Origin of the sequence: Mycobacterium hippophais (assembly GCF_027529605.1) — a bacterium.
In the GTDB taxonomy this organism is placed as follows: Bacteria; Actinomycetota; Actinomycetes; order Mycobacteriales; family Mycobacteriaceae; genus Mycobacterium; species Mycobacterium arseniciresistens.
On sequence record NZ_JAPZPY010000019.1, the window covers coordinates 13,144 to 37,136 of the forward strand.

26 protein-coding genes and 1 tRNA gene are annotated in these 23,993 nt (G+C 68.5%); 18 read left to right on the plus strand and 9 right to left on the minus strand.

All coding sequences use genetic code 11. From position 1 onward, the window contains the following. Window positions 1-23 precede the first annotated feature (23 nt). The 3 genes from O6P37_RS27615 to O6P37_RS27625 all read left to right on the plus strand — a co-directional run bounded on the left by O6P37_RS27615 (window position 24) and on the right by O6P37_RS27625 (window position 1,911). Window positions 24-431, plus strand: coding sequence for a DUF2628 domain-containing protein (locus tag O6P37_RS27615; protein ID WP_269897074.1), 408 nt, complete (start codon window positions 24-26; stop codon window positions 429-431). Next, the gene (locus O6P37_RS27620; protein WP_269897075.1) at window positions 428-1,663 is read left to right on the plus strand and encodes an oxygenase MpaB family protein; all 1,236 of its coding nucleotides are present in this window, start codon (window positions 428-430) and stop codon (window positions 1,661-1,663) included. Before O6P37_RS27615 ends, O6P37_RS27620 begins: the two co-directional genes overlap by 4 nt. 110 nt (window positions 1,664-1,773) lie before the next feature. Then, window positions 1,774-1,911 carry a hypothetical protein gene (locus O6P37_RS27625; RefSeq protein WP_269897076.1) on the plus strand — a complete coding sequence of 46 codons (138 nt, stop codon included), beginning with the start codon at window positions 1,774-1,776 and terminating at the stop codon, window positions 1,909-1,911. 27 nt (window positions 1,912-1,938) lie between these two features. Here O6P37_RS27625 and stpK7 read toward each other — a convergent pair whose 3' ends face one another. Continuing rightward, a complete protein-coding gene (gene stpK7, locus O6P37_RS27630) occupies window positions 1,939-3,753 on the minus strand; it encodes a serine/threonine protein kinase StpK7 (RefSeq protein ID WP_269897077.1) in 1,815 nt (604 codons plus the stop codon). Window positions 3,754-4,095: 342 nt separating this feature from the next. On the opposite strand from stpK7, the gene O6P37_RS27635 reads away from it, so the two are divergent. Together O6P37_RS27635 and O6P37_RS27640 are read left to right on the plus strand one after the other, a co-directional pair. Further along, window positions 4,096-5,028 carry a cyclopropane mycolic acid synthase family methyltransferase gene (locus tag O6P37_RS27635; protein WP_264012963.1) on the plus strand — a complete coding sequence of 311 codons (933 nt, stop codon included), beginning with the start codon at window positions 4,096-4,098 and terminating at the stop codon, window positions 5,026-5,028. Between the two features lie 89 nt (window positions 5,029-5,117). Then, window positions 5,118-5,969: a cyclopropane mycolic acid synthase family methyltransferase gene (locus tag O6P37_RS27640; protein ID WP_269897128.1), complete on the plus strand. Its 852-nt coding sequence runs from the start codon at window positions 5,118-5,120 to the stop codon at window positions 5,967-5,969. On the opposite strand, the gene O6P37_RS27645 is transcribed toward O6P37_RS27640, so the two are convergent. Both O6P37_RS27645 and O6P37_RS27650 read right to left on the minus strand, forming a co-directional pair. Beyond that, window positions 5,962-6,897 carry an NAD-dependent epimerase/dehydratase family protein gene (locus tag O6P37_RS27645; protein WP_269897078.1) on the minus strand — a complete coding sequence of 312 codons (936 nt, stop codon included), beginning with the start codon at window positions 6,895-6,897 and terminating at the stop codon, window positions 5,962-5,964. The two genes, O6P37_RS27640 and O6P37_RS27645, sit on opposite strands and share 8 nt — an antisense overlap. A 38-nt stretch (window positions 6,898-6,935) precedes the next feature. Further along, entirely contained in the window at window positions 6,936-8,186 is a 1,251-nt protein-coding gene (locus O6P37_RS27650; RefSeq protein WP_269897079.1) for a KasA/KasB family beta-ketoacyl-ACP synthase, read from the minus strand. Window positions 8,187-8,377: 191 nt separating this feature from the next. Here O6P37_RS27650 and O6P37_RS27655 point away from each other — a divergent pair, with 191 nt between their 5' ends. Then, window positions 8,378-8,974: a M15 family metallopeptidase gene (locus O6P37_RS27655; RefSeq protein WP_408633267.1), complete on the plus strand. Its 597-nt coding sequence runs from the start codon at window positions 8,378-8,380 to the stop codon at window positions 8,972-8,974. Window positions 8,975-9,042: 68 nt separating this feature from the next. Then, entirely contained in the window at window positions 9,043-9,510 is a 468-nt protein-coding gene (locus O6P37_RS27660; protein ID WP_269897080.1) for a hypothetical protein, read from the plus strand. A 57-nt stretch (window positions 9,511-9,567) separates the two neighbouring features. On the opposite strand, the gene O6P37_RS27665 is transcribed toward O6P37_RS27660, so the two are convergent. After that, window positions 9,568-11,106, minus strand: coding sequence for an alkaline phosphatase D family protein (locus O6P37_RS27665; RefSeq protein ID WP_269897081.1), 1,539 nt, complete (start codon window positions 11,104-11,106; stop codon window positions 9,568-9,570). Window positions 11,107-11,206: 100 nt separating this feature from the next. Between O6P37_RS27665 and O6P37_RS27670 the strand changes: the two genes are divergently transcribed. The 6 genes from O6P37_RS27670 to O6P37_RS27695 all read left to right on the plus strand — a co-directional run bounded on the left by O6P37_RS27670 (window position 11,207) and on the right by O6P37_RS27695 (window position 16,912). Beyond that, on the plus strand, window positions 11,207-12,169 hold the full coding sequence (locus tag O6P37_RS27670; protein ID WP_269897082.1) for an alpha/beta hydrolase: 963 nt from the start codon (window positions 11,207-11,209) through the stop codon (window positions 12,167-12,169). A 30-nt stretch (window positions 12,170-12,199) separates the two neighbouring features. Beyond that, window positions 12,200-12,502 (plus strand): hypothetical protein, encoded by a 303-nt coding sequence (locus tag O6P37_RS27675; protein ID WP_269897083.1) that lies wholly within the window; start codon window positions 12,200-12,202, stop codon window positions 12,500-12,502. Between the two features lie 191 nt (window positions 12,503-12,693). Continuing rightward, on the plus strand, window positions 12,694-13,839 hold the full coding sequence (locus tag O6P37_RS27680) for a serine/threonine protein kinase (RefSeq protein ID WP_269897084.1): 1,146 nt from the start codon (window positions 12,694-12,696) through the stop codon (window positions 13,837-13,839). A gap of 19 nt (window positions 13,840-13,858) precedes the next feature. Further along, on the plus strand, window positions 13,859-15,307 hold the full coding sequence (locus O6P37_RS27685) for a glycosyltransferase family protein (protein ID WP_269897085.1): 1,449 nt from the start codon (window positions 13,859-13,861) through the stop codon (window positions 15,305-15,307). After that, window positions 15,304-16,365: a glycosyltransferase family 4 protein gene (locus tag O6P37_RS27690; RefSeq protein WP_269897086.1), complete on the plus strand. Its 1,062-nt coding sequence runs from the start codon at window positions 15,304-15,306 to the stop codon at window positions 16,363-16,365. The genes O6P37_RS27685 and O6P37_RS27690 overlap by 4 nt, the downstream gene beginning before the upstream one ends. 55 nt (window positions 16,366-16,420) lie before the next feature. Beyond that, on the plus strand, window positions 16,421-16,912 hold the full coding sequence (locus O6P37_RS27695) for a hypothetical protein (RefSeq protein ID WP_269897087.1): 492 nt from the start codon (window positions 16,421-16,423) through the stop codon (window positions 16,910-16,912). Window positions 16,913-16,919: 7 nt separating this feature from the next. On the opposite strand, the gene O6P37_RS27700 is transcribed toward O6P37_RS27695, so the two are convergent. From O6P37_RS27700 to O6P37_RS27715, 4 genes are all read right to left on the minus strand, one after another. Continuing rightward, window positions 16,920-17,459 carry an SRPBCC family protein gene (locus O6P37_RS27700; protein WP_269897088.1) on the minus strand — a complete coding sequence of 180 codons (540 nt, stop codon included), beginning with the start codon at window positions 17,457-17,459 and terminating at the stop codon, window positions 16,920-16,922. After that, the gene (locus O6P37_RS27705) at window positions 17,456-17,809 is read right to left on the minus strand and encodes an ArsR/SmtB family transcription factor (RefSeq protein WP_269897089.1); all 354 of its coding nucleotides are present in this window, start codon (window positions 17,807-17,809) and stop codon (window positions 17,456-17,458) included. Before O6P37_RS27705 ends, O6P37_RS27700 begins: the two co-directional genes overlap by 4 nt. A 141-nt stretch (window positions 17,810-17,950) precedes the next feature. Further along, window positions 17,951-18,033, minus strand: a tRNA-Tyr gene (locus O6P37_RS27710). Between the two features lie 84 nt (window positions 18,034-18,117). Beyond that, window positions 18,118-18,999, minus strand: a complete 882-nt coding sequence (locus O6P37_RS27715) for a JmjC domain-containing protein (RefSeq protein ID WP_269897090.1) — start codon at window positions 18,997-18,999, stop codon at window positions 18,118-18,120. Window positions 19,000-19,207: 208 nt separating this feature from the next. Here O6P37_RS27715 and O6P37_RS27720 point away from each other — a divergent pair, with 208 nt between their 5' ends. The 5 genes from O6P37_RS27720 (at window position 19,208) to O6P37_RS27740 (ending at window position 22,946) form a co-directional block, all read left to right on the plus strand. After that, window positions 19,208-19,660 (plus strand): hypothetical protein, encoded by a 453-nt coding sequence (locus tag O6P37_RS27720; RefSeq protein ID WP_269897091.1) that lies wholly within the window; start codon window positions 19,208-19,210, stop codon window positions 19,658-19,660. Further along, on the plus strand, window positions 19,660-20,679 hold the full coding sequence (locus O6P37_RS27725) for a cupin domain-containing protein (protein WP_269897092.1): 1,020 nt from the start codon (window positions 19,660-19,662) through the stop codon (window positions 20,677-20,679). The genes O6P37_RS27720 and O6P37_RS27725 overlap by 1 nt, the downstream gene beginning before the upstream one ends. Next, the gene (locus O6P37_RS27730; RefSeq protein WP_269897093.1) at window positions 20,676-21,353 is read left to right on the plus strand and encodes a glycine-rich domain-containing protein; all 678 of its coding nucleotides are present in this window, start codon (window positions 20,676-20,678) and stop codon (window positions 21,351-21,353) included. Before O6P37_RS27725 ends, O6P37_RS27730 begins: the two co-directional genes overlap by 4 nt. A 67-nt stretch (window positions 21,354-21,420) precedes the next feature. Continuing rightward, window positions 21,421-21,912, plus strand: a complete 492-nt coding sequence (locus tag O6P37_RS27735; RefSeq protein WP_264016049.1) for a YajQ family cyclic di-GMP-binding protein — start codon at window positions 21,421-21,423, stop codon at window positions 21,910-21,912. An 8-nt stretch (window positions 21,913-21,920) separates the two neighbouring features. Further along, the gene (locus O6P37_RS27740) at window positions 21,921-22,946 is read left to right on the plus strand and encodes a threonine aldolase family protein (protein WP_269897094.1); all 1,026 of its coding nucleotides are present in this window, start codon (window positions 21,921-21,923) and stop codon (window positions 22,944-22,946) included. Here O6P37_RS27740 and O6P37_RS27745 read toward each other — a convergent pair. Continuing rightward, window positions 22,939-23,985, minus strand: a complete 1,047-nt coding sequence (locus O6P37_RS27745) for a hypothetical protein (protein ID WP_269897095.1) — start codon at window positions 23,983-23,985, stop codon at window positions 22,939-22,941. The genes O6P37_RS27740 and O6P37_RS27745 overlap by 8 nt on opposite strands. Between the last annotated feature and the right edge of the window lie 8 nt (window positions 23,986-23,993).

Sequence of the window (23,993 nt, forward strand, 5' to 3'; positions counted from 1 at the left end):
CCGCGGCCCTAGACTTGCCAGCCATGGCCACCCCGCCCGACTTCGCCGACCTGCCGCCCGCCTGGCAACCACGGTTCGCGTTCTTCCACGCCCACGGCCCCACGTCAACGCCGCAGGGGCGCGAGGCGTACCGCGCGTTGCCGTTCGGCACCAAGCTGCGCATCGGCACCAACTTCCTGGCGTTCCTGTTCGGGCCGATCTACTTCTTCGTCAAGGGCATCTGGCGCAAGGGGCTGACGCTGCTGGGCATCGGAGTGGCGCTGGGTGCGCTCGCCTATGGAGTCGAGCTGCCCGAGCTGGTGGACCGTGCCATCAACTTCGTCGTGCCCGCGATCGCGATGAGCACCGCGAACTACGCCTACTACCTCCATGTGATGCGGAACAGCGAGTCGTGGAATCCGTTCGAAGGTCAGGGCCGCCGGGCATCGTGACCGGCCCGAGCGCGTTCCGCTATCCGCCCGCCGACGGCGGCCGGCTTCGGCTGCGGAATCGCGTGCGGCGGCTCACCGGGTTCGACCTCCTGCCAACGGATGCGACGGCCGACAGGTTCATCGCCGGGCTGAGCGAGGGCGACCCGGTCGCCGAACGCTTCGTCGCTGAGACCTACCACGCCGAGCTGGGCGCCAGGAAGGCCCGCGACCTGGTCGAGCGGGCCCAGCGCGTCGGCATCGACCGGGTGCCCGAGGCTCCCGCGTCGATGCGCGCACTGTTCGACGAATTCGAGCGCCTCCCGGACTGGGCCGACCCGGACCTCGTCGAGGAGGGCGCGGCGGTGTGGCGCCGCTGGGCCTACGCACTGGGCGCGCTCGGCAACGCCGGCACCAACGACACCTACACCGAGGGCTGGCTGGCGGTGCCGTTGTCGCTGCCGGGCGGCTACGCCGGTGACCGCGCCCTGCACCGGTATCTCGAGACGTCGCGCTGGTGGATCGAGGTGTGCCGGCCGGGCGCCGTCCTGACCCCGGGATCGTTGGGCCGCAACATCTCCCTGCACGTGCGCATCATGCACGTCAGCGTGCGGGACCGGGTCCGCAAGCATCCGGAGTGGGACGAAGAACGCTGGGGCCTGCCGATCAGCCAGTCGGCGATGCTGCTGACCCTGCTGGGCGGCAGCGTCGCGCCCGCGTTCGGGCTGTTCCTGCTCGGCCACCTCACCACGCCCCGCGAGATGCGGGCCGTGCTGCACTTCAACCGGTACTGCGGACACCTGGTGGGGGTGCGCTGCGACGGCTACTTCCCCGAGACCGTCGCCGACGCCTGGCGGATCCTGTTCATGGCCGACGGCGCCCGCAGTTATGACAGTGCCGACAACGGAACCGAACTCGTCGAGTCGTTCGTCCCGGCATTCGCCCCCAAGCCGACTCACACAGGTCTGCAGCGGATTCGGGCGCACTACCACTACCGCGTGCAGGCCGGATACCTCGGGCTGTACATGCTGCCGTGGAACCGGTCGCGCTACCGGCTGCCGTCAGTGCTGCCCGGAATCGCGTTGCTGCTGTTGCGTTTCCCATTGATCGTCGCCCTCGAGGTCGCGCGCCGCGTCTCACCCACGCTCGATCGGCGGTGGCAGCGCTGGAATCTGCGGCGGTGGGAGCGCTGGCTGGTGTGGCAGTCGTCGGGCAAGGCCGCCGCGTTCGAGGCGGCGGCGCCGCTGCGGCGGTGAGCACGGGTCGCCGGTGAAACCGGCCTGGTGTCCGGGGGCCCCATCGGCCCGTTCGGGGGGTACGGTCGAACCATCGGGACCACTCAGGCCCCCAGAACAAAGGGCCGACCATGTCTGACAAGTCACCCCGACAAGCCATGACCAAGAAGTCCGGCAAGTCGCTCAAGGAGAAACGCGCGGCCAAGCACGACAAGGCGGCACGCGCAGCCTCGTCGGCCGAAGCGCTGTTCGACAACAAGAAGCGCTGACGCAGAGCGTCGCCCGCCCGGCGGTGGTCAGCCGCTCGCGCCGTTGACCACCGGCTGGGTGATCATCCCCCGCTCGACACCCCAGATCGTCGCGATCGCGCGGTATTCGCCGGTGCCGATCAGGTGCTCGAGCGCCAGTCGCAGTGACTCCCCGAGCTTCGAGTCCTTCGCGACCGGCCAGCCGTAGGGCGCCGAGTCGAACACGTCACCGGCCGCCTCCAGGTCGCCCCGGCTGAGCTTGATCGCGAAGCCCGTCACCGGAGAGTCCGCCGACATCGCGTCGACCTCGCCCTTCACCAGTGCCGCCGTCACCTCGTCCTGGCTGGTGTATACGACCTTCTCGATGGCCGGGAGCCCCGCCGCGACACACTCGTCGCTCTTTCTCGGGATCTCCTTGGTCTCCTGCAGCGTCCCGAACGCCACCGCGATCCGCAGCCCGCACGCCGAACTCGGATCGAGGAACGACTGCGGCCTCTGCGCCCACAGCGTGCCCGCCTGCAGGTACGTCACGAAGTCGACCATCTGCTCACGGTCGGTCGTGTCGGTCAGCGCAGACATGCCGACGTTGAAACTGCCGCCCTGCACCGACGGGATGATGCTCTCGAAGGCGGTGTCCCGGTAGTCCGGCACCAGGCCGAGCACCCGGGCGACCGCGTTCATCAGGTCGACGTCGAAACCGACGATCTGCCCGTCGGCGTTCTTGAACTCCATCGGCGCGTACGGGGTGTTGACGCCGATCACCAGCCGGCCCGTCGAACTGATGTCGTCGGGCACCGTCGCCGCGATCTCCGGCACGGCACCCAGCTGCGGTCCGGGCGGCACCGTCGGCTCGGCGACATTGGCCGGACGCGCCTCGTTCGACGACCCCCGCCACTGCCACACCCCGAACGTGCCTGCGGCCGCGACCAGCACCAGCGCGCTCGTCACCGCCAGCACCCGCTTTGACACATTGCGCCGCGGCACGACCGGCCGCCGCGCCGTCGCAGGCCGCCGTGCCGCATGCCTGCCGGACCGTGTGGTGCGCACCGGCACGCTCAGCGCCGTGCCCGCCGCCGCCGCCAGCTCACCGGCCGTCTGGAACCGCTTGGCCGGCTTCTTCGCCATCCCCTTGGCGATCACGTCGTCGAACGCCGCGAGCCGCGGATCGACCGCCGACGGCTTCGGCACCGGCGACACCATGTGCCCGGCGATCTGCTGCTCCAGGCTGTCGGCGGGATAGGGCCGCGACCCCGTCAGGCACTCGTAGAGCACGCACGCCAGGGCGTACACGTCGACGCGGGAGTCGATCTTGCCGCCCTCGAACCGCTCGGGCGCCATGTACGCCAGCGTGCCCAGCGTGCTGCCCGCCGTCGTCATCCCCGACTCGCCCGCCGATCGCGCGAGGCCGAAGTCGATCAGATACACGAAATCGCGATCGGTGATCAGGATGTTCGACGGCTTCACGTCGCGGTGGATCAGGTCCGCCTCGTGCGCCGCGTCGAGTGCACAGGCCACCTGCTCGACGATCGTCACCGCGAACGCCGGGTCCAGCGGCTTGTCGCTCTCGCCCAGCATCGTGCCCAGGTTGCGGCCGTCGATCAGCCGCATGTCGAGGTACAACCGGCCGTCGATCTCGCCGAATCCGTGGATCGGCACGACGTGCGGATCGTTCACGCCTGCGGCGGCCTGCGACTCACGGCGGAAGCGCTGCTGGAAGGTGACGTCCTCGGCGAGATGGGGCGGCAGCACCTTGACCGCGACGACGCGGTCGGTCCTGGTGTCGAAGGCCTGATAGACCTCGCCCATCCCGCCCCGGCCGATCAGCTTCTGCAGCTGGTAGTGCCCGAATGGTCTTGCTTCCACCGGTCAACTCCCCAGCGTCCAATCGGTGTGTCGACCGAACCTACCGCACGTTTGCCAGTGAGTTGAGCCGGAGCGTCAATATCGCGGGAAACCGCCCGCGCACACCGCGTGCTGGGCGACCGCCATGACACGCCCGGCGGCCTTGCCGGACTGCGGTCACGCCGCTGCGCGAATTGCCTTCCGAGGCCCAATTGTTCCGTGCGTCAACCCAGTCGGATGCGCTGCTGCGCTGGTGACAGGCGTAACCACTCGCCCCGCGCTGGCGTATCGTCGCACCCAAGTGTGGAAGCAGAAGACATCGCGACCATGAGTACCGATCACCAGTACCGAGAGGACGCACCCGTGGCAGACACCACCAGCGCAAAGCCCAAGGCCGAATCGAAGTGGCTCTCCAAGTCCGCGTCGCAGACGCGCGGCTCGGACAAGAAGGAAGTGCAGTTCCACTACGACATCTCGAACGAGTTCTTCAAGCTGTGGCAGGACCCCAACCAGGTCTACAGCTGCGCCTACTTCGAGAAGGACGACTACACCCTCGAGCAGGCCCAGATGGCCAAGATCGACCTCTCGCTGGGCAAGCTGGGCCTGCAGCCCGGCATGACGCTGCTCGACATCGGCTGCGGCTGGGGCGCGACGATCATGCGCGCCGTCGAGAAGTACGACGTGAACGTCATCGGCCTGACGCTGTCGGAGAACCAGAAGCAGCACATCGAGAACCACTGGTTCGCGAACTCCACCAGCAAGCGCAACATGGAGGTCCGCCTGCAGCCGTGGGAGGACTTCAGCGGCTCGGTGGATCGGATCGTCTCGATCGGCGCGTTCGAGCACTTCGGGTTCAACAAGTACGACGACTACTTCAAGAAGACCTACGACTGGCTGCCCGAGGACGGCGTGCAGATGCTGCACACGATCATCATCCCGGAGGATGAGGAGATCAAGGCCAAGGGCCTGCCTCTGACGATGTCCCGCGTGCGGTTCATCAAATTCATCATGGACTACATCTATCCCGGCGGCCGTCTGCCGCTGGCGTCGATGGTCAAGGAGCACGCGGTCAAGGCCGGCTACACGGTCACCCGCGAGCAGCACCTGCAGCCGCACTACGTGAAGACCCTCGACACCTGGGCGCGCAACCTCGAGTCCAAGAAGGACGAGGCCATCGCGATCACCAACGAAGAGATCTACGAGCGGTTCCTCAAGTACCTCGACGGCTGTGCCGACCTGTTCCGCGAGGGCTACACCGACGTCGCTCAGTTCACCCTGGAGAAGGCGCCCGCTTAGCAGATCTAGGCAAGTTGGGCTATACACAGGTCATGATCTCGAGAATGGAGGACGGCGGAGTGACGAACAGCGGGTCGGGGGGCTCGAACATGAAGGTCGCGTACGAGGACGTCCAGGCGCATTACGACATCTCGAACGAATTCTTCGGGCTGTGGCAGGACCCCACACGGACGTACAGTTCGGCCTACTTCGAGCGTGCGGACATGACGCTCGAGGAAGCACAGCTGGCCAAGATCGACCTCGCGCTGGGCAAGCTCGGTTTGGAGCCGGGCATGACGCTGCTCGACGTGGGCAGCGGCTGGGGCGCCATGATGAAGCGCGCCGTCGAGAAGCACGACGTCAACGTCGTCGGCCTGACGTTGAGCCACAATCAGCGCGCGCTCAGCCAGCAGATCCTCGACGAGATCGACACCGACCGGTCGCGGCAGGTGCTGCTGCGCGGCTGGGAGGAGTTCGACGCGCCCGTCGACCGCATCGTCAGCATCGAGGCGTTCGAGGCCTTCCCGAAGGAGCGCTACAAGGCCTTCTTCGACCTGTGCTATCGCAGCATGCCCGCCGACGGCCGGATGGTGTTGCAGACGATCATGGGGCACCCGCTCAAGCGGTGGCCGGAGATGGGCATCCCGATCACCATGAGCGATCTGCGGTTCATGAAGTTCATCGCCAAGGAGATCTTCCCCGGCGGGTCGGTGCCGTGCGACGAGGACGTCGTCGAATACTCGGGCGCCGCAGGCTTTTCCGTGGAGAAGCGCGACGACCTGACGCCCGACTACGTGCGCACCCTCGACACCTGGGCCAAGGCGCTTGAGGCCAACCGGGACGAGGCGATCTCGGTGACCTCCGAGGAGGTCTACGACCGCTACATGAAGTACCTGCTCGGTTGCTCTGACTTCTTCAATCGCAACGTCAGCTACGTCGGGCAGTTCACGCTCGTCAAGTAGTCGGTCCGGGCGATGAGGCCTCGAGTCCGCGCCGGAGTTCGTCGAGGGCCTGCGCCAGCGTGACGCGCTGGGTCCATCCCCATCGGCGGGCCCGGTCGGCGACGATCTGTCCGGTCCACGCGGGTCCGTCCTGCCACGCCGGCTCGACGCCGAGCGCCTCGGTGACGGTGCCGAAGTAGTCGCGCTGGGTGGCGGGCCCGCCGGCGGCGTTGACCGCCGTGCACCCGCCGTCGGTCGGACCGCGTTCGGGATCGTCGGCGGCCGCGATGCGGCCGGTGGCGAGGTCGGCGACCAGCTCTGCCAGGTCGTCGACGTGCACCCACGCGAACGACTTGTCCGGGACCGTGCGGCGCGCGGATTCGTCCTTCGCGATGTCGTTCGGGCGCAGGGTGTTCCAGATGGAGCTCTCGCCGGGCCCGAGGATGGCCGGTGGGCGCACCAGCACGCGGGTGATGCCGTCGACCTCGGCGAGCGCGGCGTCGGTGTCGCGCTTGGTGCTCGGGTAGTCGCCTGCGTCGTCGCCGACCAGTGCCGCCGACTCGTCGACGTCGCCGACGCCCGGCGACCGGTCGTAGACCGCTGCGGTCGACATGTGCACGAGGCGGCCGACGCCCGCGTCACGGGCCGCCCGGGCGATCACGGGCGTCCCCTCGACGCCCACTCGGTGCTGGTTTTCGCGGGCGGTGCCCATCGGGTGAACGGTGGTGACGACGGCACTCGCGCCGGTGACCACCTCGGCCGCGAAGTCGGGATCGCCGAAGTCCCCGACCCGTTCCTCGACCCCGTCGATCGCCGGCGCGGCGCCTGCCCGGCGGACCACCGCGCGCACGGTCGCGCCGCGTCCGGCGAGGGCCGCGCAGGTGCGTGCGCCGACGAATCCGTTTGCGCCGGTGACGACGACGACGGGACTGCTCTGCTCTTCGGTCATGTGATCACCATGTCATCGGGATTACCCGATTCGGCGGTTCAGATTGCGCCGAACACCAGTGCCGTGTTGAAGCCGCCGAAACCGAACGAGTTGCTCACCGCGTAGCGGTAGTCGCCCTCGCGCGGTGCGCCGGTGACGACGTCGAGACCGATCTCGTCGTCGATCTGCTCGTGGTTGCGGGTCGGCGGGATGACCCCGTCGCGCAGCGCCTGCACCGTGAGCACCGCCTCGACCGCGCCTGCGGCGCCCAGAGAATGGCCAAGCGCGGCCTTCGGCGCGTAGACCGCCGGGGCGTGGTCACCGAGCGCGCGTCGGATGGCACACGCCTCCGCGAGGTCACCGTCGATCGTTCCGCAGGCGTGGGCGTTGACGTGGTCGATGTCCGACGGGACCAGGCCCGCGAGGTCGATGGCACGGGCCATCGCGTCACCGGCGACCTCGCCGGTCGGGTCGTGACGGATGGCGTCGAAGCTGTCCGCCGTCATCCCGACGCCCATCAGCCGGGCCAGCGGTGTGACTCCCCTGGCCCTGGCGTGCTCCTCGGTCTCGATGAGCAGCAGCGCGCCGCCCTCGGCGAGCACCGTGCCGTTGCGATTCTTCGCGAACGGCCGGCACGCCCCGGCCGGGTCGTCGTTGTCGGTCGAGAGCATGCCCGCCGCCGCGAACGCCGCGACGGGGACGGCTTCGATCCTCGTCTCCACTCCCCCGCAGATCGCGACGTCGGCCTCGCCGAGGATGATGTGCCGCCACGCCTGGGCGACGGCGCCGGCGCCCGACGCGTCGGCCATCAGCGGCGAGATGATCCCGGCCTTGGCCTTGTGGTCGAGTCCGACGGCAGCCGCCGGGGCGTTGGGCATGAACATCTGCACGGCCAGCGGCGACACCGCCCGCATGCCCTTGACCCGCCACTCCTCGTAGGCGTGCAGGATCTCCTCGGTCGAGCCCAGCGCCAATCCCACCGAGACCAGCAGGCGCCGCACATCCACCTCAGGCGATCCGGCGGTCTGCCACAGCCTGCGGCTCAGCACGGTCGACATCTTCTGCATGTAGGACAGCCGGCGCAGTTCGACGCGATTGAGGTGCTCGTCGAAGTCCTCGACGAGCTGGCCGCCGATGCGGACCGGCGAATCGAGTTCGCCGACGAACCAGCTGTCCAGGGCGCGGATGCCGCTGCCGCCCTGCTGCAGCAGTTTCCAGGTCTCCTCCGCGTCGGCGGCGAGCGCCGTGGTGGAGGCGACGGCGGTGACGACGACGTCGGGCAGTCCCTCGCCGGTTCTCAACGGTGCCATGCCTGCTGATCCCCCCGCTCGAATGTCGAGTCGTTGCGTCGTGGAGGCCGAGCTGCCGTCAATTTTATCGCTGGACGCGCTCACTGCAACGCCCGTTCGGAAGTGCGCGGGTAGCCTCGACGCCACCGGTCAGGAGGGCAGGTCCGATCGCCGAACGCCACCGCACCCGTCACACCGCGCCAGCCGCCGCGGTGGTGCTGGCGGTCTCGCTGGTCTTCGCGACACCGGCCGCGGCGGCCACCGTGCACCCGGTCACCGCTACCGACCTCGGCGCGACGTGGCGGCCGGGGTGTCCCGTCGGGCCGGAGGCACTGCGGCGGGTCGAACTCGAGTTCGTCGGGCTGGACGACCGGACCCACAGCGGTGAGCTGGTGGTCCATCAGGACGTCGTCGCCGACGTCATCGCGGTGTTCGAACAGCTCGAGCAGCTGCGCTACCCGATCGCCCGGATGCAGACCGCCGCCCGCTACCCCGGCGCCGACGATCAGCGCTCGATGGCCGACAACAATTCCTCGGCGTTCAACTGCCGCGACATCCCGGGCACCGGACGCTGGTCACCGCATGCGTACGGCCGCGCCGTCGACATAAATCCGCTGTTCAACCCGTATGTTCGCCGCGACGGCGCGTTCGAACCGGCGAACGCCGGACCCTATCGGGACCGCGGCCGCACCGACCCCGGCGTGCTGCACGACGGCGACCCCGCGGTGCGCGCATTCACCGACCGCGGCTGGGCCTGGGGCGGGTACTGGCGACGCCACAAGGACTACCAGCACTTCGAACTGCCGTAGAAGTTCTGTTTGACGGGTTTGAACCGGGTCAGACGTGGTACAGCCGCGCCATGTTGACGCAGCTGAAAATGAGTCTCCCGGTGATCGTGGCGGGCGCCGCGATCGCCGTCGCCCCCGTCGCCTCCGCGACCTCGATGTTCCCCGCCGGCGGTCCGCCCGGGTGTTATGACCCGGCTGGAACGGGGTGCGCGGTGGCACCCGCACCGGCAGGCGTCGCGGGGCCGCAGGGCGCCGCGGGCACCATTCCGGGCGGACCTGCGGGCGCGGCAGGCCCGCAGGGCGCCGCGGGCACCATCCCCGGCGGACCGGCGGGCGCGGCAGGACCCCAGGGCGCGACCGGTGCGATCCCGGGTGGACCCGCGGGTGCGGCAGGCCCGCAGGGCGCCACTGGCGCCATTCCGGGTGGACCTGCGGGTGCGGCCGGACCGCAGGGCGCCACCGGCGGCATCCCGGGCGGACCCGTCGGATCGGCCGGACCGCAGGGCGCGTCCGGCTGCATCCCCGGGCTGCCCTGCGCGGGCATCCCGGCGCCGTAATCACAACAGCCGCCTTCGGCCGTCAACATGTGTTGACGGCCGGCTGACGGCACGGCGTCACAGCCGGTTCAGCGCCGCCGCCCGGTCCGGCACCGCGAACGACGCCCCGGTGCGCACCGGTGCGCCCGGTCGCGAGACATACGGCAGCACCCGGAAGTCGACCCGCATCTCGTCGGCCGTCACACGGGCGCGGACGTATCCGCGCCGGTTGTTGAAGTACCGGATGTGCGGGTTCTCCGGCAGCACCGCGTCAACGTCTGCCCGGGTGTCCGATCCGTCGCCGCCGGAACTGATCGACGTCGTCACCAGCTCGGTCGCCACCACCGGTGACGACACGTCCCCTGGGCGCTCGTGCACCTCGGCCGCCCAGTGGCTGTGCACGTCGCCGGTCAGCACCACCGCGTTGCGCACCGCAGGGCCCTTCAGCCCCGCGACGATGCGGTCGCGATTGGCCGGGTAGCCGTCCCACGCGTCGGGGTTCACACCGCGGCTCGGCCCCGGGGTCAGCTCCACCTGTGAGAGAAACACCTGCTGTCCCAGCACGTCCCAGCGCGCCCGCGACCGCCGGAAACCGTCGAGCAACCAGCGTTCCTGCTCGGCGCCGGTCAGCGTGGCGAACGGATTGAACTGCTCGGCACAGTCGGTGCGGTATTCGTCGCGGCACGGCTGATCGGTACGGTACTGCCGGGTGTCGAGCAGGTGGAACGTGGCCAGCGCGCCCCAGCCGATCCTCCGGTACAGCTGCATGTCGACACCGCGCGGTTGCGAGAACCGCCGCAGCGGCATGTTCTCGTAGTACGCCTGCATCGCCGCCGACCGTCGAATGAGGAAATCGGGTTGCGGCTTCTCCGGCGTCTCGCCGGCCCAGTTGTTGTCCAGCTCGTGATCGTCGTAGACCGCCAGCCACGGCGCGACGGCGTGCGCGGCCTGCAGGTCGGGGTCGGTCTTGTACTGCGCGTACCGCTGCCGGTAGTTGGCCAGCGTGACGGTCTCCGGCCCGGCGTGCCTGCGCACCCCGCCCGGCCTCGCCTCGTATTCGTACTGGTAATCACCAAGGTGCACAACGAGATCGGGCTGTTCCCCAGCCAGTCGCCGGTAGGCGGTGAACCAGCCCTGTTCATAGTGCGAGCATGACGCCACGCACATCGTCAGGGCCGTCGCGAGGGCGTCGGGCGGCGGCGCGGTGAGGGTCCTGCCGGTCGGTGACAGGTGCCCCGCGGCGCGGAACCGGTAGAAGTACTCGGCTCCCGGCCGCAGTCCGTGAAGGTCGACGTGCACGCTGTGTGCGGCATCGGGCGTCGCCGTGGCGATACCGCGCTGCTCGACGCGAGTGAACCGCTCGTCGGCCGCGACCTCCCACTCCACGTCCACCGGCCGGGCGGGCATACCGCCGAATCCGTCTTCGGCCAACGGGTCCGGCGCCAGCCGCGTCCAGATCACCACTCCGTCGGGCGCCGGGTCGCCGGACGCCACGCCGAGGGTGAACGGGTCGGCGGGCACCAGGTTGGTGCTGCGCGCGACGGCGCAGCCGGCGAACGGCAACACCCCGAGCGCGACCGCTCCCCGCAGCACGGCCCTGCGGCTCAGTTGAGACACGGCGCAGTGTCTGCGACCCGGTTGTCCTGCCGGTGACCGCCGGCTGTACGGCGCCCCGCCGCGACGATGCCGTTGCGCGAACACCGGATACTCTCGGGGCGTGCCGCTGCCATTCGATCCCGAGATCCTCGCCGCGCTGCTCGCTGCGCCCCAGCCACCCGACCCGACGCCCCCGCCGGTGGGTGACGTCGCCACCCGACGGCGGAACACCACGGCGACCTTCGACCTGATCGCCGAGATGGTCCCGGCCGTGGACGGCGTCGATGTCAACCGGCACGTGCTCACCACCGCCGACGGCGCGGAGTTGCCGCTGTGGTGGTACCGCCCGGTCGGTGTGCCCGAAAACGGGAGCGCCGCACTGTATCTGCACGGCGGCGGGATGATCCTCAGCCTCGAGGAGACCGGCCGTGGATACGACGCGATCGTGCGCCGCTACGTGGCCGAGTCGGGCGTGCCGCTGCTGATGGTGGACTACCGCGCGGCACCTGAGCACCCGCACCCCACGCCGGCGGAGGACTGCTACGCCGCGCTGCAGTGGCTGGCAGAACACGCAGCCGATCTCGGGGTGGACGCCGGGCGGCTCGCAGTGATGGGTGACAGCGCAGGCGGCGGGCTCGCCGCAGGCGTGGCACTGCTGGCCCGCGACCGCGGCGGCCCCGCGCTCGCCCTGCAGCTGCTGATCTACCCGATGCTCGACGACCGCAACACCGCACCCGACCCGCAGATCCCCGCCGAGGGCATGGTGTGGAGTTACGACGACAACGTCACCGGCTGGGGCGCCCTGCTCGGCGACCGCGCCGGCGGACCCGACGTGCCCGTCTACGCGGCGCCCGCCCGTGAGGAGAATCTGGCCGGGCTGCCGCCCGCCTATCTCGACACCGGCGACCTCGACATCTTCCGGGCGGAGATCGTCGACTACGCGCATCGGCTCGCCGCCGCCGGTGTTCCCGCCGAACTGCACGTCCACCCCGGCTGCCCGCATGGTTTCGAGATGATCGTCACCGACGCGGACGTATCCCGTCGCGCAGTCGCCGACCGGGTGCGCCGGCTACGCGCGCTCTGACGCGCGGACACGCACACCTAAGCTGAGGTGGTGTCCGACGAGATCTCGACCGCGCTGATCATCGGCGCGTTCCTGGCCATGGTCGTCGCCTTCATCGCCGGCCGTGCGCTCACCCACAAGCCGGAACTCGGCCGCCGCGTCTACTGGGGCGGCTGGGCGGTGGCCATCCCGCTGTTCGCGCTCGGCATGGCGGCGCCGTTCTGGCCCAACGTGGTGGCGGCGGTGTCGATCCTGGGGATCGCGTCGATCGGGCTGGCGTATGTCATGACGCCGTACCTCACGATCAGCGGGTACACGTACACGATGCAGGACCGCTTCCGCTCCGGCGAGTAAGCCCGGTGGCGCACCAAGCCCCGCTTTTGCGCTGCCGTCAATGTGGCCCACCTCCACTTCTTTGTGTGCTACATCTTGGACCGGCACTGCACGGGCATGAACGATGAAGATCAAATCCTTTCCGACGGCAGAGAACATCACCGGGCGGGATTTCCGGAAGGCGGAATCATCGGTCCAGAAGGCTGTTCGCCATGAGTACCTTGTCCGCGGTGGTGAACTCCTGGAACGAGTGGGATCCGCTCGAGGAGGTCGTCGTCGGCTCCGCGGACGGCGCGTGTTTCGAGCCCACCGAGCCCGGCAGTCGCCCGCAGATCCGTAATGGGCGACGTGGCACGCCTTTTCCCGAGGGGCCGAAGCCACCCGAAGCCATCGAACGTGCGAATGAGGAGTTGGCCGGGCTTCAGGCCCTCCTCGAGTCGCACGGAGTCAAGGTCCGAAGGCCCACACCACACGTCTTCAGCAGAAGTGTCGCCACTCCGCACTTCTCGGTCGCGAACCAGTATTGCGCGGTGTGCCCGCGCGACGTGATGATCACGATCGGGAGCGAGATCATCGAAGCACCGATGTCACGCCGGTCGCGATACTTCGAGTTCACCGCCTATCGCGACCTGGTCTACGAATACTGGAGAGCCGACGCACGCGTGGTCTGGACGACCGCGCCGAAGCCGTCGATGGGCGACGGCATGTACCGCGAGGGTTTCTGGGACTGGTCCGACGAGAAGCGGCATTCCGAGATGCACGCCTTCGAGTTCTGCGTGTCGCAGGACGAGGTGGTCTTCGACGCGGCTGACATCAGCCGGTTCGGCCGAGACCTGGTGGTCCAGGAGTCGATGACATCGAACCGGGCGGGCATCACCTGGCTGAAGAGACATCTCGAACCCAAGGGCTTCCGCGTGCACCCTGTGCACTTCCCCCTCGACTTCTTTCCGTCGCACATCGATTGCACGTTCGTTCCACTACGCCCCGGACTCATACTCACCAACCCCGACCGGCCACTGCGTGCCGGCGAGGAGAAACTCTTCCTGACCGATGACTGGGAGTTCGTCTCCGCTCCGCGGCCCACATCGAGCAACTCCGAGATGCCTGACTACTGCCAGTCGTCGAAGTGGCTGTCGATGAATGTACTGAGCATCTCACCGACCAAGGTCGTCTGTGAGGAACAGGAGCGTCCGCTTCAGGATCTGCTGTCCGGGCTCGGCTTCGAGGTGTTCACCATCCCGTTCCGGAATGTCTTCGAGTTCGGCGGATCTCTGCACTGCGCCACCTGGGATGTGCGCCGCATCGGAGGGTGTGAGGAGTACTTCTCGGCCGGCGACTACCGCCCGCTGGTTTCATGAGTCGCATGGTCGAGCCGGCGTGAAGATCGGCCTGATCTGCGGCGACGGCCTCCCGGTCTCGGGACTGTTGACCGTGTTCCGCAGCGTCTACCGCCTCGGACGGTCGATGGGCGTCTTCGACCACATGGTCGTCGCCGACCTCGGCTACTCGTGGCGGGCGGACAAGACGCGATTCTTTCCCAACGGACCGGATTCTCACCCCTATCCGCCGTGGCTCCGGCCGACGGTCAACGACGCGATCGCGGGCCTGGACAGAGCCGAGCTGTCGGCAGAGCTCGAGGACATCCGTCGATGCGTCGCCGCGTTCGATGGCTTGGTGGAAGCCGAGCGGCAGTCGCTGGTCGACCGGATCGAGACCCTGCGGCAGGTGTACTTCGACCACTTCAGGACATGGCTGGAGCGCCATGATCCGGACTGGGTCTTCGCAGTGAATCTCACTCTCCCGCATGCGGTGAGCGTCACGTCCGCGCTGTATATGGCCGCAGAACGGCACTACCGTGCGCGCCGGGGCGGACTGGTGATCTGGGATCACGACCTGTGCGGCTCGAATGGGCGCTGGGACATAGCAATCGATCGGCGGTTCTATCCGTCCGTTCCCAATGACGTGACGCCGCTGCCCGCCGAGGCGGCACACGTCAACTGGATCGTGGTGTCCCAGGGGCTCGCGCGAGAGGCGGAAAGCTATGACACCACATCGCGACCGAAGGTCATCGCCAACCTGCTTCCGGTGATCCCACCGGGAATCGACGACCGCCATCACGAATTCACGCGACAGCTCGAGTTGAGCCTGGAACGACCGATACTGCTGAGCCCGGTGCGGATCTACCGGGTCAAGGGCGTGAATCAATCGCTGCGATTCCACGCAGAAGTCGTGGGTGAGTGCCTCCGCCGTTCACTTCCGCCGCCCTACCTGCTCGTCTTCGGCGACCTCGACGAAGATCCGGACTACGGCGACGAACTCGTCGCACTGCGCGACGAACTCGCGACGGAGAAGTACGTCCGATTCCTCGGCGGCGTCCCTCTCGAATCGGTGCGAGAAGCCGACGGGGACTGGCGGTTGGACGAAGTGGACCTTCTGCGGCTCGCGCGAGCGACCCACGGCGGGGTTGTCTTCACACCCAGCGTCAGCGATTTCGAGACGGTCGGCCTGGGTGCCGGCCTGGCGGCTGCCGCAGAGGTTCCCGCCGTGTCGACTCGATACAACGCCTTCGACGAGTTCTACGGTGCCGCAGGCATCAGCTGCACGACGTTCGAGACCGACGGAACCGGCATGACCGACGCGGCGGTGGAGTTCGTCGATGTGCTGGCGGGATTCGCTCGGCGCGACGCGGAGCTGATCGCCGGCCTGAAGCGCAATCGCCAGGCCGTGGAGTCGCTGTTCCCGACGGATCCGTGGAGGACACTGCTCGACTCGATGAACGACGGCACCGCCAGTTCCGATCCTCCTGTAGAGGAGCGAACGATGTGACGTCCGAGCACGTCAGCGTGGTTCTCGTCGCGCCACCGTACTACGAGGTTCCGCCCATGGATTACGGCGGAACCGAGGCCGTCATCGCGGACCTGGCCGATGGCCTCGTCGCCCGCGGACACAACGTATTCGTCCTGGGCGCCGGGCATTCGAGGACCGCCGCGCGCTTCGTCGCGATCTCGCCTGAGGCCGTCCCCGAGCGGCTGGGTCAGGTTCGTCCCGAGATCGTGCACGCCATCGAAGTACGCCGGGCGATCGCGCGGCTGGCGCGCCGAGAAGGCGTGGACATCGTCCACGATCACACCATGTCCGGCGCCCTCAACGCGTCGAGCTACGGCAGCCTGGGCGTCAAGACGGTGTCCACCGTGCACGCCACGATCGACGGCGACATGCGTCGGTACTACGCGGCTCTCGATCGAGACCTCGGGCTGGTGGCCGTCAGCCATCGTCAACGAAGCTCATCGCCGGATCTCAACTGGGTGGGGACCGTGCACCACGGCCTCCGGGTCACCGATTGGCCATTCCGCGCGACCAAGGACGGCTTCGCGCTGTTCCTGGGTCGGTTCTGTCCGGAGAAGGGGCCGCACCTGGCGTTGGATGCCGCTCACTCCACGGGCATCCCGCTGGTCCTCGCCGGAGCGTGCGTCGAACCCGGCGACCGCGGCTATTTCGAGCAGGAGGTCATGCCCCGAATGACCGACCGCGACAGGGTGATCGGGCGCGTCGGCGGCCTGGCGAAGCGTGATCTTCTCGCCGCAGCGCGGTGCCTGTTGTTCCCGATCCGTTGGGAGGAGCCCTTCGGGCTGGTGATGATCGAGGCGATGGTGACCGGCACGCCCGTCGTGGCCCTGCGGGCCGGGTCGGTCGACGAGATTGTGGTCGACGGCAAGACCGGATACGTCTGCAAAGAACCGTCATCCCTCGGAGCCGCCCTCGAGGCTGTGGGCGACATCGATCCGGACGCGTGTCGCGCCCACGTCCAGGAATTCTTCGGTATCGAGCGCATGGTCGCCGGCTACGAGGAGGTGTATGCGTCCGTCGCGGCAGCGACGAAGTGACATGCGGTAGCGGGCTGACCCGCGCCGCGAGAATCGACATCAAGGGAGAAGCGTCATGACCATCACTCGCGGGCTGCCGGCAGCCCTCGTCATCGCTGCCGGCGTGGCTGTCGGATCGGCGGGCACCGGCTGGGCGGGCGGGCCTACACAGGTTGTCCCGGTTCCTCCGAACCCGGCTGCGGCGGGCGGTGAGCCGTTCCAGGGCGTCTATGACCTGCGGTACACCCGGGCCTCCGGTCAGGTCCTCACCGGAACATGGACGGTCGCGCCGTGCGGGCCCGGATGCGCCAACGTCACGGCGGCCGTCGAGATTCTCGTGCCGTACAGCGGCAACGCCCGGCTGACCGGTAACCAGTGGGTGATGACGATCAACAGGCCGGACGCCGTCATCTGCCCTGACGAACGCCGACTACCCGGCACCACGACCTACACCTGGGACAGCGCGACGCTGACCGGGGGTACGAGCACCAGCGCACCGGTGAACTGCGAGGGCGTGCCGCAGGGACCCAACAGGCCTGGGACGTTCACCCTGACAAAGCGCGGATAGCGCGAAGTCATTCGGCTCTGGAGCCGACTCCATCCGGGTGGTGAGTCGGTGTCGCCTCGAGCGCTTCGAAGTACGGTTTCATCGACGGGTAGTAGGCGTCGAAGTCCGGTAGTGGCGATTGGTCTCTGGCGGCCACCAGGTTGTCGAGGTAGTACTCCCAGCCGGGTCCGACGTCTTCGATCCCGCGAACGTTCTCCAGACGCTGGATCAATCGCAGTTCAGTTGTTCCGCCCGACTCTTGGAGGAACAGCGCGAGGTGCCACGAGCCCGATTCGTCGATCATCGTGACGGCGAGGTGGCGGGGCGGATCGCACGCCTCGATCCGCATGTCACACCACGGTGCACCTTCTTCGAAGCCCAATTGGACTTCGATGGTCGAACCGGGCGCGCCGTCGCCTTTCCAGGTACCGAACCATCTGGCACTGCGGTCGGGTTCGGTCACGCTCGCCCACACGTCGTCGGCGGATGCGCGAAACGTCCGGGTGAAGGTGAGGTCGTACCCGGCGGGGGTCGCGAACAGCCGGGCCGTCGGTGATGGCGGTTTCATGCGGTGGCCTCCTTGGTCGTCGGATCTCCGCGCCGCTCGCGGCGCGTGCGGTGGACCTCCGTTTCGAGCGCGTCGAGGTGCGCTTCCCAGCTCACCGGAGTCGCGAGGCCGGCCAGCCACGTCATCAGGGGCGTCGCGGCGTTCGGGTCGAGGGTGTAGATCCGCTGCCTGCCAACGACTTCAGCCGTCACGAGGCCACTGTCCCGCAGTACTCGCAGGTGACGACTCACTGCCGGGCGGCTGATCGGGAACATCGCGCACAGCTCGCCGGCCGGCATCGGCCGGTCGCGCAGGGACTCGAGGATGTCGCGGCGCACGGGGTCTGCGAGTGCAGCAGCGATCTCGTCCACGGAAGAAAGCGTAACAGAGCGGTTACGCGATCGGGCTCGAGTGGCCACTTGGCGCACGCTTGGCGGCACGAAGCGCGTCACAACTGGCCACTCGCGGCCCGATAACGCAACAGGCCCCCTCGAAAGGGGGCCTGATCAGCGTGGCAGGTACAGGATTCGAACCTGTGTAGGCGTAAGCCGACGGATTTACAGTCCGCTCCCATTGGCCGCTCGGGCAACCTGCCGGGGTGGTGGCACCCTCCTCGTGGATTCGGTGCGCAACGCAGGATACAACGACTGGGTACCCCCGACACAAATTGATCGGGCTGTCACCGCCCGGTGATCCGCCTCTCGATCGCTGCCACGACCCGGTTCGGATCCAAATCAGCCAGGCGCGCTGCGAGCGACTCCAGCAGTCGACCGACCTGTGCAGCCCGGTCAGCCCGGTCTCCGGACAACTCCGCAACGAGCAGGTCAGTGGTGAGCACCTCCTCGACCGCCGCGTCGAGGACGTCACGCCCGCGTGGTTCGCGCACGTGGATCGACATGTGCAACGAACTCGACGACACCAACGCGCGGGCATGGTGCGCGAGGTAGGGCGGAAGGTACAGCCCTTCTCCCGGCTCCAGCACCACCACGGTCTCGGGGCCGGCCGGTGTCGCTGCGCCGGCCCGTCGCAGCGCAGGGTTGGAGGGCGTGTCGAACAGGGACCATTTCTTGCGGCCGGCGAGCTGGACGACGAACACGTGGGCGTCGTCGCGGTGCGTCGCCAGCCCCTGATTGCCCGGCGGGCTGTAGAAGGCGGTGGCCTTGCTGACGCCGACCACGACATCGGTCAGGTCGCGGCACAGGGCGCGGCTCGGCGGATGCCATTCGTGCATGTTGCACAACATCAACGTGCCGCCTCGGCCGAAGACCTCACGCGTCTTCGCCGCATCGATGAAGCCGGTGACCGTCTGACCTTTGACCACCCGCGGCGATCCGACGCAGCGGATCGGCACCTGGCGTCCGTCGAGGAACACCTTGAAGAACGGATGCTGGAGCAGGCTGCAGTCGATCCAGCCTTCGACATCGTCGACGCCGAGAACAGCGCCGAATCGCTCCGATGCCGAGAATCGGAGTGGCGCCAGGCCCCACGGTAGCGATGCCGGTTCCGCCGGCGCCAACAACAGTTGCGCCACCGTCGGCCTGACCTCATCGAGCAGTGTCACCGCCACCCCCTCGCCGAGGAAACCATATGGTCGGCGCCGCCCAGCCGGAGGTAACGACGCGCGCTCATTTGCGCTTTCAACGAAAAAGTCGACACCAGAGGCGATTTGAGCAGCCAATCTCTTCTCGGCCCGGCGCGCCTCCGATTCGGCCAGACCCGAGAATGTCTACACTCGGGCACCTTTCCCGGATCCACCTCTTGGAGGACTGATGGCCGACGATCCGAACTCCCAATTCGAGCTCAACGAGAATCCACTTGTCTCCGCACTGATTTCGCGGGGTGCGGAGAACGCTCGCGTGCTGCGTGGATTCGTAGGACCGTCCCGCGACGACCGGCACATCACGCTGTATCAAAGCCTCGCACGACTCGGCGACACCGTGGAGGTCCCGCGGGAGGACATCGTCTACGCCCTCGACGCGCCCCGCTCAGAACTGGGCGCCGTCATCCTCTGGGTCAAGGAGGACGCCCAGGTGTCGGTGCGTCGCAGCGAGGGCAGCGTGCCAAGGCAGAACCCCGGCGCCTCCCTGCAGAACGAGGTCCGTCGAGGACGGCTGCGGATGCAGGTCCGGTCGGGATGGGGTGGCGGCGTGTGCACATCTGTCTGCGAGCCGTGTATCTCCTGGTGCGACTGCAGCATCTGCCAGACCCTGCCTCCCGAGTGATGCGACTCACCGAAGTCGTCGAACGATTGTCGGCGACCGACTTCCCCGCGAAAGACGAACGCGCGCATCCCGACCGCGACACGGTCGCGCGCGCCCGAGCAGACATCGAGACCGCCGTCATCGACGACCGCTTCCTCGCCGATTGCATTGCGCGAGAGTTGGAATCCCTGATACGGCCGCAGCCGCGGCGCGGCCTGGTGCCGTTCCTGACGGTCCCCCGGTTCGGCATCCGGTTCGCATTCGGTTACTGGCCACCCGGGGGCACTCCTGGTCCGCACGAACACAACGCCTGGACCATCACCGCGGTGTGCCGCAACGAGCTCGAGGTCCAGACCTTCGACCGGAGCGAGTCCTATCGGCGCGGTCGACTGGTACCGAAGAACATGTTCGCGGCCTCCGCCGGCCGTGTCGGCTACATCTATGAACCGAGCATTCACGCGCCGGTCAACGCGACGTCCGACTGGTCGCTCTCGCTACACGTGACCAGCCCCCGCGACGGCGAGCCGATGGAGGACTGCGGTCTACCCGTGACCGGTCTGAAACGGCCGGACCGGCGTCGCATGCCCCCGGCCGGGCACCCCTACCTCAGCGTCGCCATGGACCGGGCGCGTAAAGCACGGGTACACGTGCTCGCCCGGGTGTTGGCGGCGATGTCCGTTCCCGAGGCGGATCCCCTGCTCGACAAGTGCGTCGACCTGGGTTCGCACTCCACGCGCAAGCTGCACACACGGCGGCGGGGAGGCGATTCGGATGCACCGTACGTGCTGCGCCGCACCCATCCTGGCGTCGAGTTGAGTCATCGGGTACACGCCGGCACCGTCGCCCTGGTGGCCGAGACGGCGGGCGAACCGGTCGAAGAGCTCACCATCGATGCCGTCGCCACCGAGGCGATCGCCTTCGCCGCGCGACGGCAGGCCTTCGATGCCCGCGAGCTGCCGGGTCCGCTGACCGACGAAGAACGCATCACGATCGCCGAGGCGCTCGAGGACCTCGGGCTGTTCACGATGACGACATCATGACCATCGTCGACGCATCCGTCGAGAGGGCGACGTCGCACGGCGCGCTGAGCTTCGACGCGCCGTACCTCGTCGAGAAGCTGGTGAAGAACTGCGTCGCCGACAGTGCCGCCGAAGCCGAGGCGCTGTTTCGCGAGGTGAAGCGCTACCTGGTGCTGGCGGACCTCGACAAGGACCGCGTATGGAACATGTACTCGCTGCGGGTCGACGAGGCGTGGCACCAGTTCATCCTGTTCACCCGGCAGTACATCGACTTCTCCCAGCGGTTCTTCGGGCGCTACGTGCCGCACAACCCGAGCAACGCTCCAAAGGTCGAACTGTCGCGGCCCCTGGAGAAGACGACGTTCGAGCAGTTCCAGGCGCGGTACCAGGAGCTGTTCGAGGAGCCGCTCCCGGCGATCTGGTACGACGAGCGATCGGTCACCTTGCACCGGCGGCTGTTCAGCAGGTGGTCCGGTCCACTCGTGGTGCGCACCGCCGGCGACATGGTGGAATTGATCGGCGAGCACGGGGTTCCGCTGTTCGCCGTCAACGATCTGGCCCGCGAAGCGCTGGAATTCGTGGTGGCCACCGGCGCCTTCTATGTCCGCGAACTTCCCGGCGACCTCGACGACGAAGAAAAGGTGGCGCTCGCCGCTGCCCTGGTCGAGAGCAAGGTGTTGCGCGCGGCATCGTGAAGCCCTTCTCGCCGGCCTGCGAGGATGTAGGCAGACAACGCGAACACTTCAGGGAGGGAGCGAGTCCATGGCGGATTCCAGCTTCGACATCGTCAGCAAGGTCGACCGTCAGGAGGCCGACAACGCGCTCAACCAGGCCGCCAAGGAGCTGTCCACCCGCTTCGACTTCCGCGGCACCGACACCACCATCGCGTGGAAGGGCGAGGAGGCCGTCGAGATCGTCAGCTCCACCGAGGAACGCGTGAAGGCCGCCGTCGACGTCTTCAAGGAGAAGCTCATCCGCCGCGACATCTCGATGAAGGCCTTCGACGCGGGCGAACCGCAGGCCAGCGGTAAGACCTACAAGGTGTCCGGGTCGATCAAAGAGGGCATCACCAGCGAGCAGGCCAAGAAGATCACGAAGCTCATCCGCGACGAGGGACCCAAGGGCGTCAAGGCGCAGATCCAGGGCGACGAGATCCGGGTGAGCTCGAAGAAGCGCGACGACCTTCAGGCCGTCCAGGCGCTGCTCAAGGGCGCCGACCTCGACGTCGCGCTGCAGTTCGTCAACTACCGCTGACGCGGCGCGTGCCCGTCGACCTGCGTTCCGACACCGTCACCCGACCCACCGCGGCGATGCGTGCCGCGATGGCCGACGCCGAGGTCGGCGACGACCAGTACGGCGAGGACCCGACCACCAACCGGCTGCAGGCCAGGCTCGCCGAGCTGCTCGGCAAAGAGGCGGCGCTGTGGCTGCCGTCGGGCACGATGGCCAACCAGGTGGCGCTGCGGGTGCTGACGCGCCCCGGCGACGAGGTGATCGCCGCCGCCGAGTCGCACGCCGCATGGCACGAGGCCGGCGGCGCCGCGCTCAACGCGGGCGTGCAGATCGTCGAGATCGGCAGCCGTGGCACCTTCACCGCCGACGAGATGCTGGCTGCGATCAAGCCCTCAGGGCTGCCGGTGTTCCCCATCACCACGCTGCTGCAGATCGAGAACACCCACAACCGCGCCGGCGGTGTCGTGTTCCCGCAGGCCGACGTGATCGAGCTGTGCACGCTCGCCCGCGAGCGAGGCCTGACGACATTCCTCGACGGCGCCCGCCTGTGGAACGCCGCCGTCGCCACCGGCGCCACGCCCGGTGAGCTTGCGGCACCCTTCGACCTGGTGTCCGTCGCGTTCTCCAAGGGCCTCGGCGCGCCCGGCGGGTCACTGCTCGCCGGCACCGCCGACCTGATCGCCCACGCCGACCGCCACCGCAGGCGGATGGGCGGGGCAATGCGGCAGAACGGCATCTTCGCCGCCGCCGCGCTGCACGGCCTCGACCACCACCTCGACCGGCTCGCCGAGGACCACGCGAACGCCCGCGCCCTCGCCGAGACCCTGGCCGGCGTCATCCCCATCGACCTGAAGACGGTGCAGACGAACATCGTCGTCTTCCATCTGCCCGCCGCGCTGGAGCTCGACGCCGCCGAACTGGTGAGCCGTGCCCGTGACCGCGGCGTGCTGCTCAACGCGTTCGGTCCGCGGACGGTGCGCGCCGTCACCCACCTGGACGTGTACGCCGAGCAGTGCCGGCGCGCCGCGCAGACGCTGGTCGAACTGCTCAGCTGACCGGTGCGACGGCGCTGACGTCTGTGTGGACCGGCGTCTTCTCGCCCCTGTCGTCGACGATGAGCAGGCCGACGGACGGGCGGGCCTCGAACGCCGAGGGCTCCAGCGTCGCGGTGATACCCGACCCCACGTCGAGGACCTGGAGCGCGGTGCCCTGCAGCGCCGGGTACAGGCTCAGCCCACGCACCTCGGACACGGTCGGCAGCCTGCGGATCTCCGGGTCGGCGCAGTTCCACTCGACGTGGCTGAGTTCCGGCGTGATGCCCGTCCACCACAGGTACAGCACCCGGTCGCCCACCATGGGGTCGCGCGAACCCACATTGATCGTGCGCGGCGCCGCGTCCTCCAGCGAGACGATGGTCAGCGCCGCCGAACCGCAGCCGCCGCCCGACTCGCGGAACACCGCGTAGGCAAGGCTGTCGCCGTCCGGGCTGATCACCGCCCGCTCGATCGGCGTGTTCGCGTTCGTGTCCCCCAGCGGCTTCGGCGGCTCGTCACCGCGCACCGAATACAGGATGTGCGGGCCGTTGGACGGCGGCGGCTGCGACTCTGCTCGCGCCACCACCGCGGTGTCCCCGCGGGCCGCGACCAGCAACGGCGGACCGGACGAGAGGGGCGTCTGCGGCAGGTCGAGTGTCCGGCGCAACGTCGGCGCCGGGTCCGCCACGGCCAGGTCGAGTTGCATCAGCCGGTCCGGCTCCTCGACCCACACGACGGTGCTGCCGCCACCGGTGCCCACCCACGGGCCGACCGGCACCTCGATGGTCCGCGGGTACGTGCTCTCGGTGTCGAGCACCGCAAGCCGGCCGTCGTTGCGGGCGAACACGAACCGGCCGTCCTCGGTGAGGATCGGCTCACCGGTGGCGGCGAAGTCGCCGGGCTCGGTCGCGAGTAGCGTGCCACCCTGCGCCAGCCCGATCTCCTTGGCGGCCCGGAACGCCAGCATCGGCCCACGGGTTTCCGGCTCGGCCTGCGGCGCCTGGCACGCCACCAACAGCGCCGTCGACGCCAGACCCGCGAGCAGAGTTCGCATCATCACGCCGTCGA

What these genes read in the sequence shown, in the direction of transcription:
- O6P37_RS27615 (WP_269897074.1), top strand. Translation starts at nt 24, where the DNA reads ATGGCCACCCCGCCCGACTTCGCCGACCTGCCGCCCGCCTGGCAACCA.
- O6P37_RS27625 (WP_269897076.1), top strand. Translation starts at nt 1,774, where the DNA reads ATGTCTGACAAGTCACCCCGACAAGCCATGACCAAGAAGTCCGGCAAG.
- O6P37_RS27640 (WP_269897128.1), top strand. Translation starts at nt 5,118, where the DNA reads ATGAAGGTCGCGTACGAGGACGTCCAGGCGCATTACGACATCTCGAAC.
- O6P37_RS27645 (WP_269897078.1), bottom strand. Translation starts at nt 6,897, where the DNA reads ATGACCGAAGAGCAGAGCAGTCCCGTCGTCGTCGTCACCGGCGCAAAC.
- O6P37_RS27650 (WP_269897079.1), bottom strand. Translation starts at nt 8,186, where the DNA reads ATGGCACCGTTGAGAACCGGCGAGGGACTGCCCGACGTCGTCGTCACC.
- O6P37_RS27660 (WP_269897080.1), top strand. Translation starts at nt 9,043, where the DNA reads ATGAGTCTCCCGGTGATCGTGGCGGGCGCCGCGATCGCCGTCGCCCCC.
- O6P37_RS27680 (WP_269897084.1), top strand. Translation starts at nt 12,694, where the DNA reads ATGAGTACCTTGTCCGCGGTGGTGAACTCCTGGAACGAGTGGGATCCG.
- O6P37_RS27695 (WP_269897087.1), top strand. Translation starts at nt 16,421, where the DNA reads ATGACCATCACTCGCGGGCTGCCGGCAGCCCTCGTCATCGCTGCCGGC.
- O6P37_RS27700 (WP_269897088.1), bottom strand. Translation starts at nt 17,459, where the DNA reads ATGAAACCGCCATCACCGACGGCCCGGCTGTTCGCGACCCCCGCCGGG.
- O6P37_RS27720 (WP_269897091.1), top strand. Translation starts at nt 19,208, where the DNA reads ATGGCCGACGATCCGAACTCCCAATTCGAGCTCAACGAGAATCCACTT.
- O6P37_RS27725 (WP_269897092.1), top strand. Translation starts at nt 19,660, where the DNA reads ATGCGACTCACCGAAGTCGTCGAACGATTGTCGGCGACCGACTTCCCC.
- O6P37_RS27730 (WP_269897093.1), top strand. Translation starts at nt 20,676, where the DNA reads ATGACCATCGTCGACGCATCCGTCGAGAGGGCGACGTCGCACGGCGCG.
- O6P37_RS27735 (WP_264016049.1), top strand. Translation starts at nt 21,421, where the DNA reads ATGGCGGATTCCAGCTTCGACATCGTCAGCAAGGTCGACCGTCAGGAG.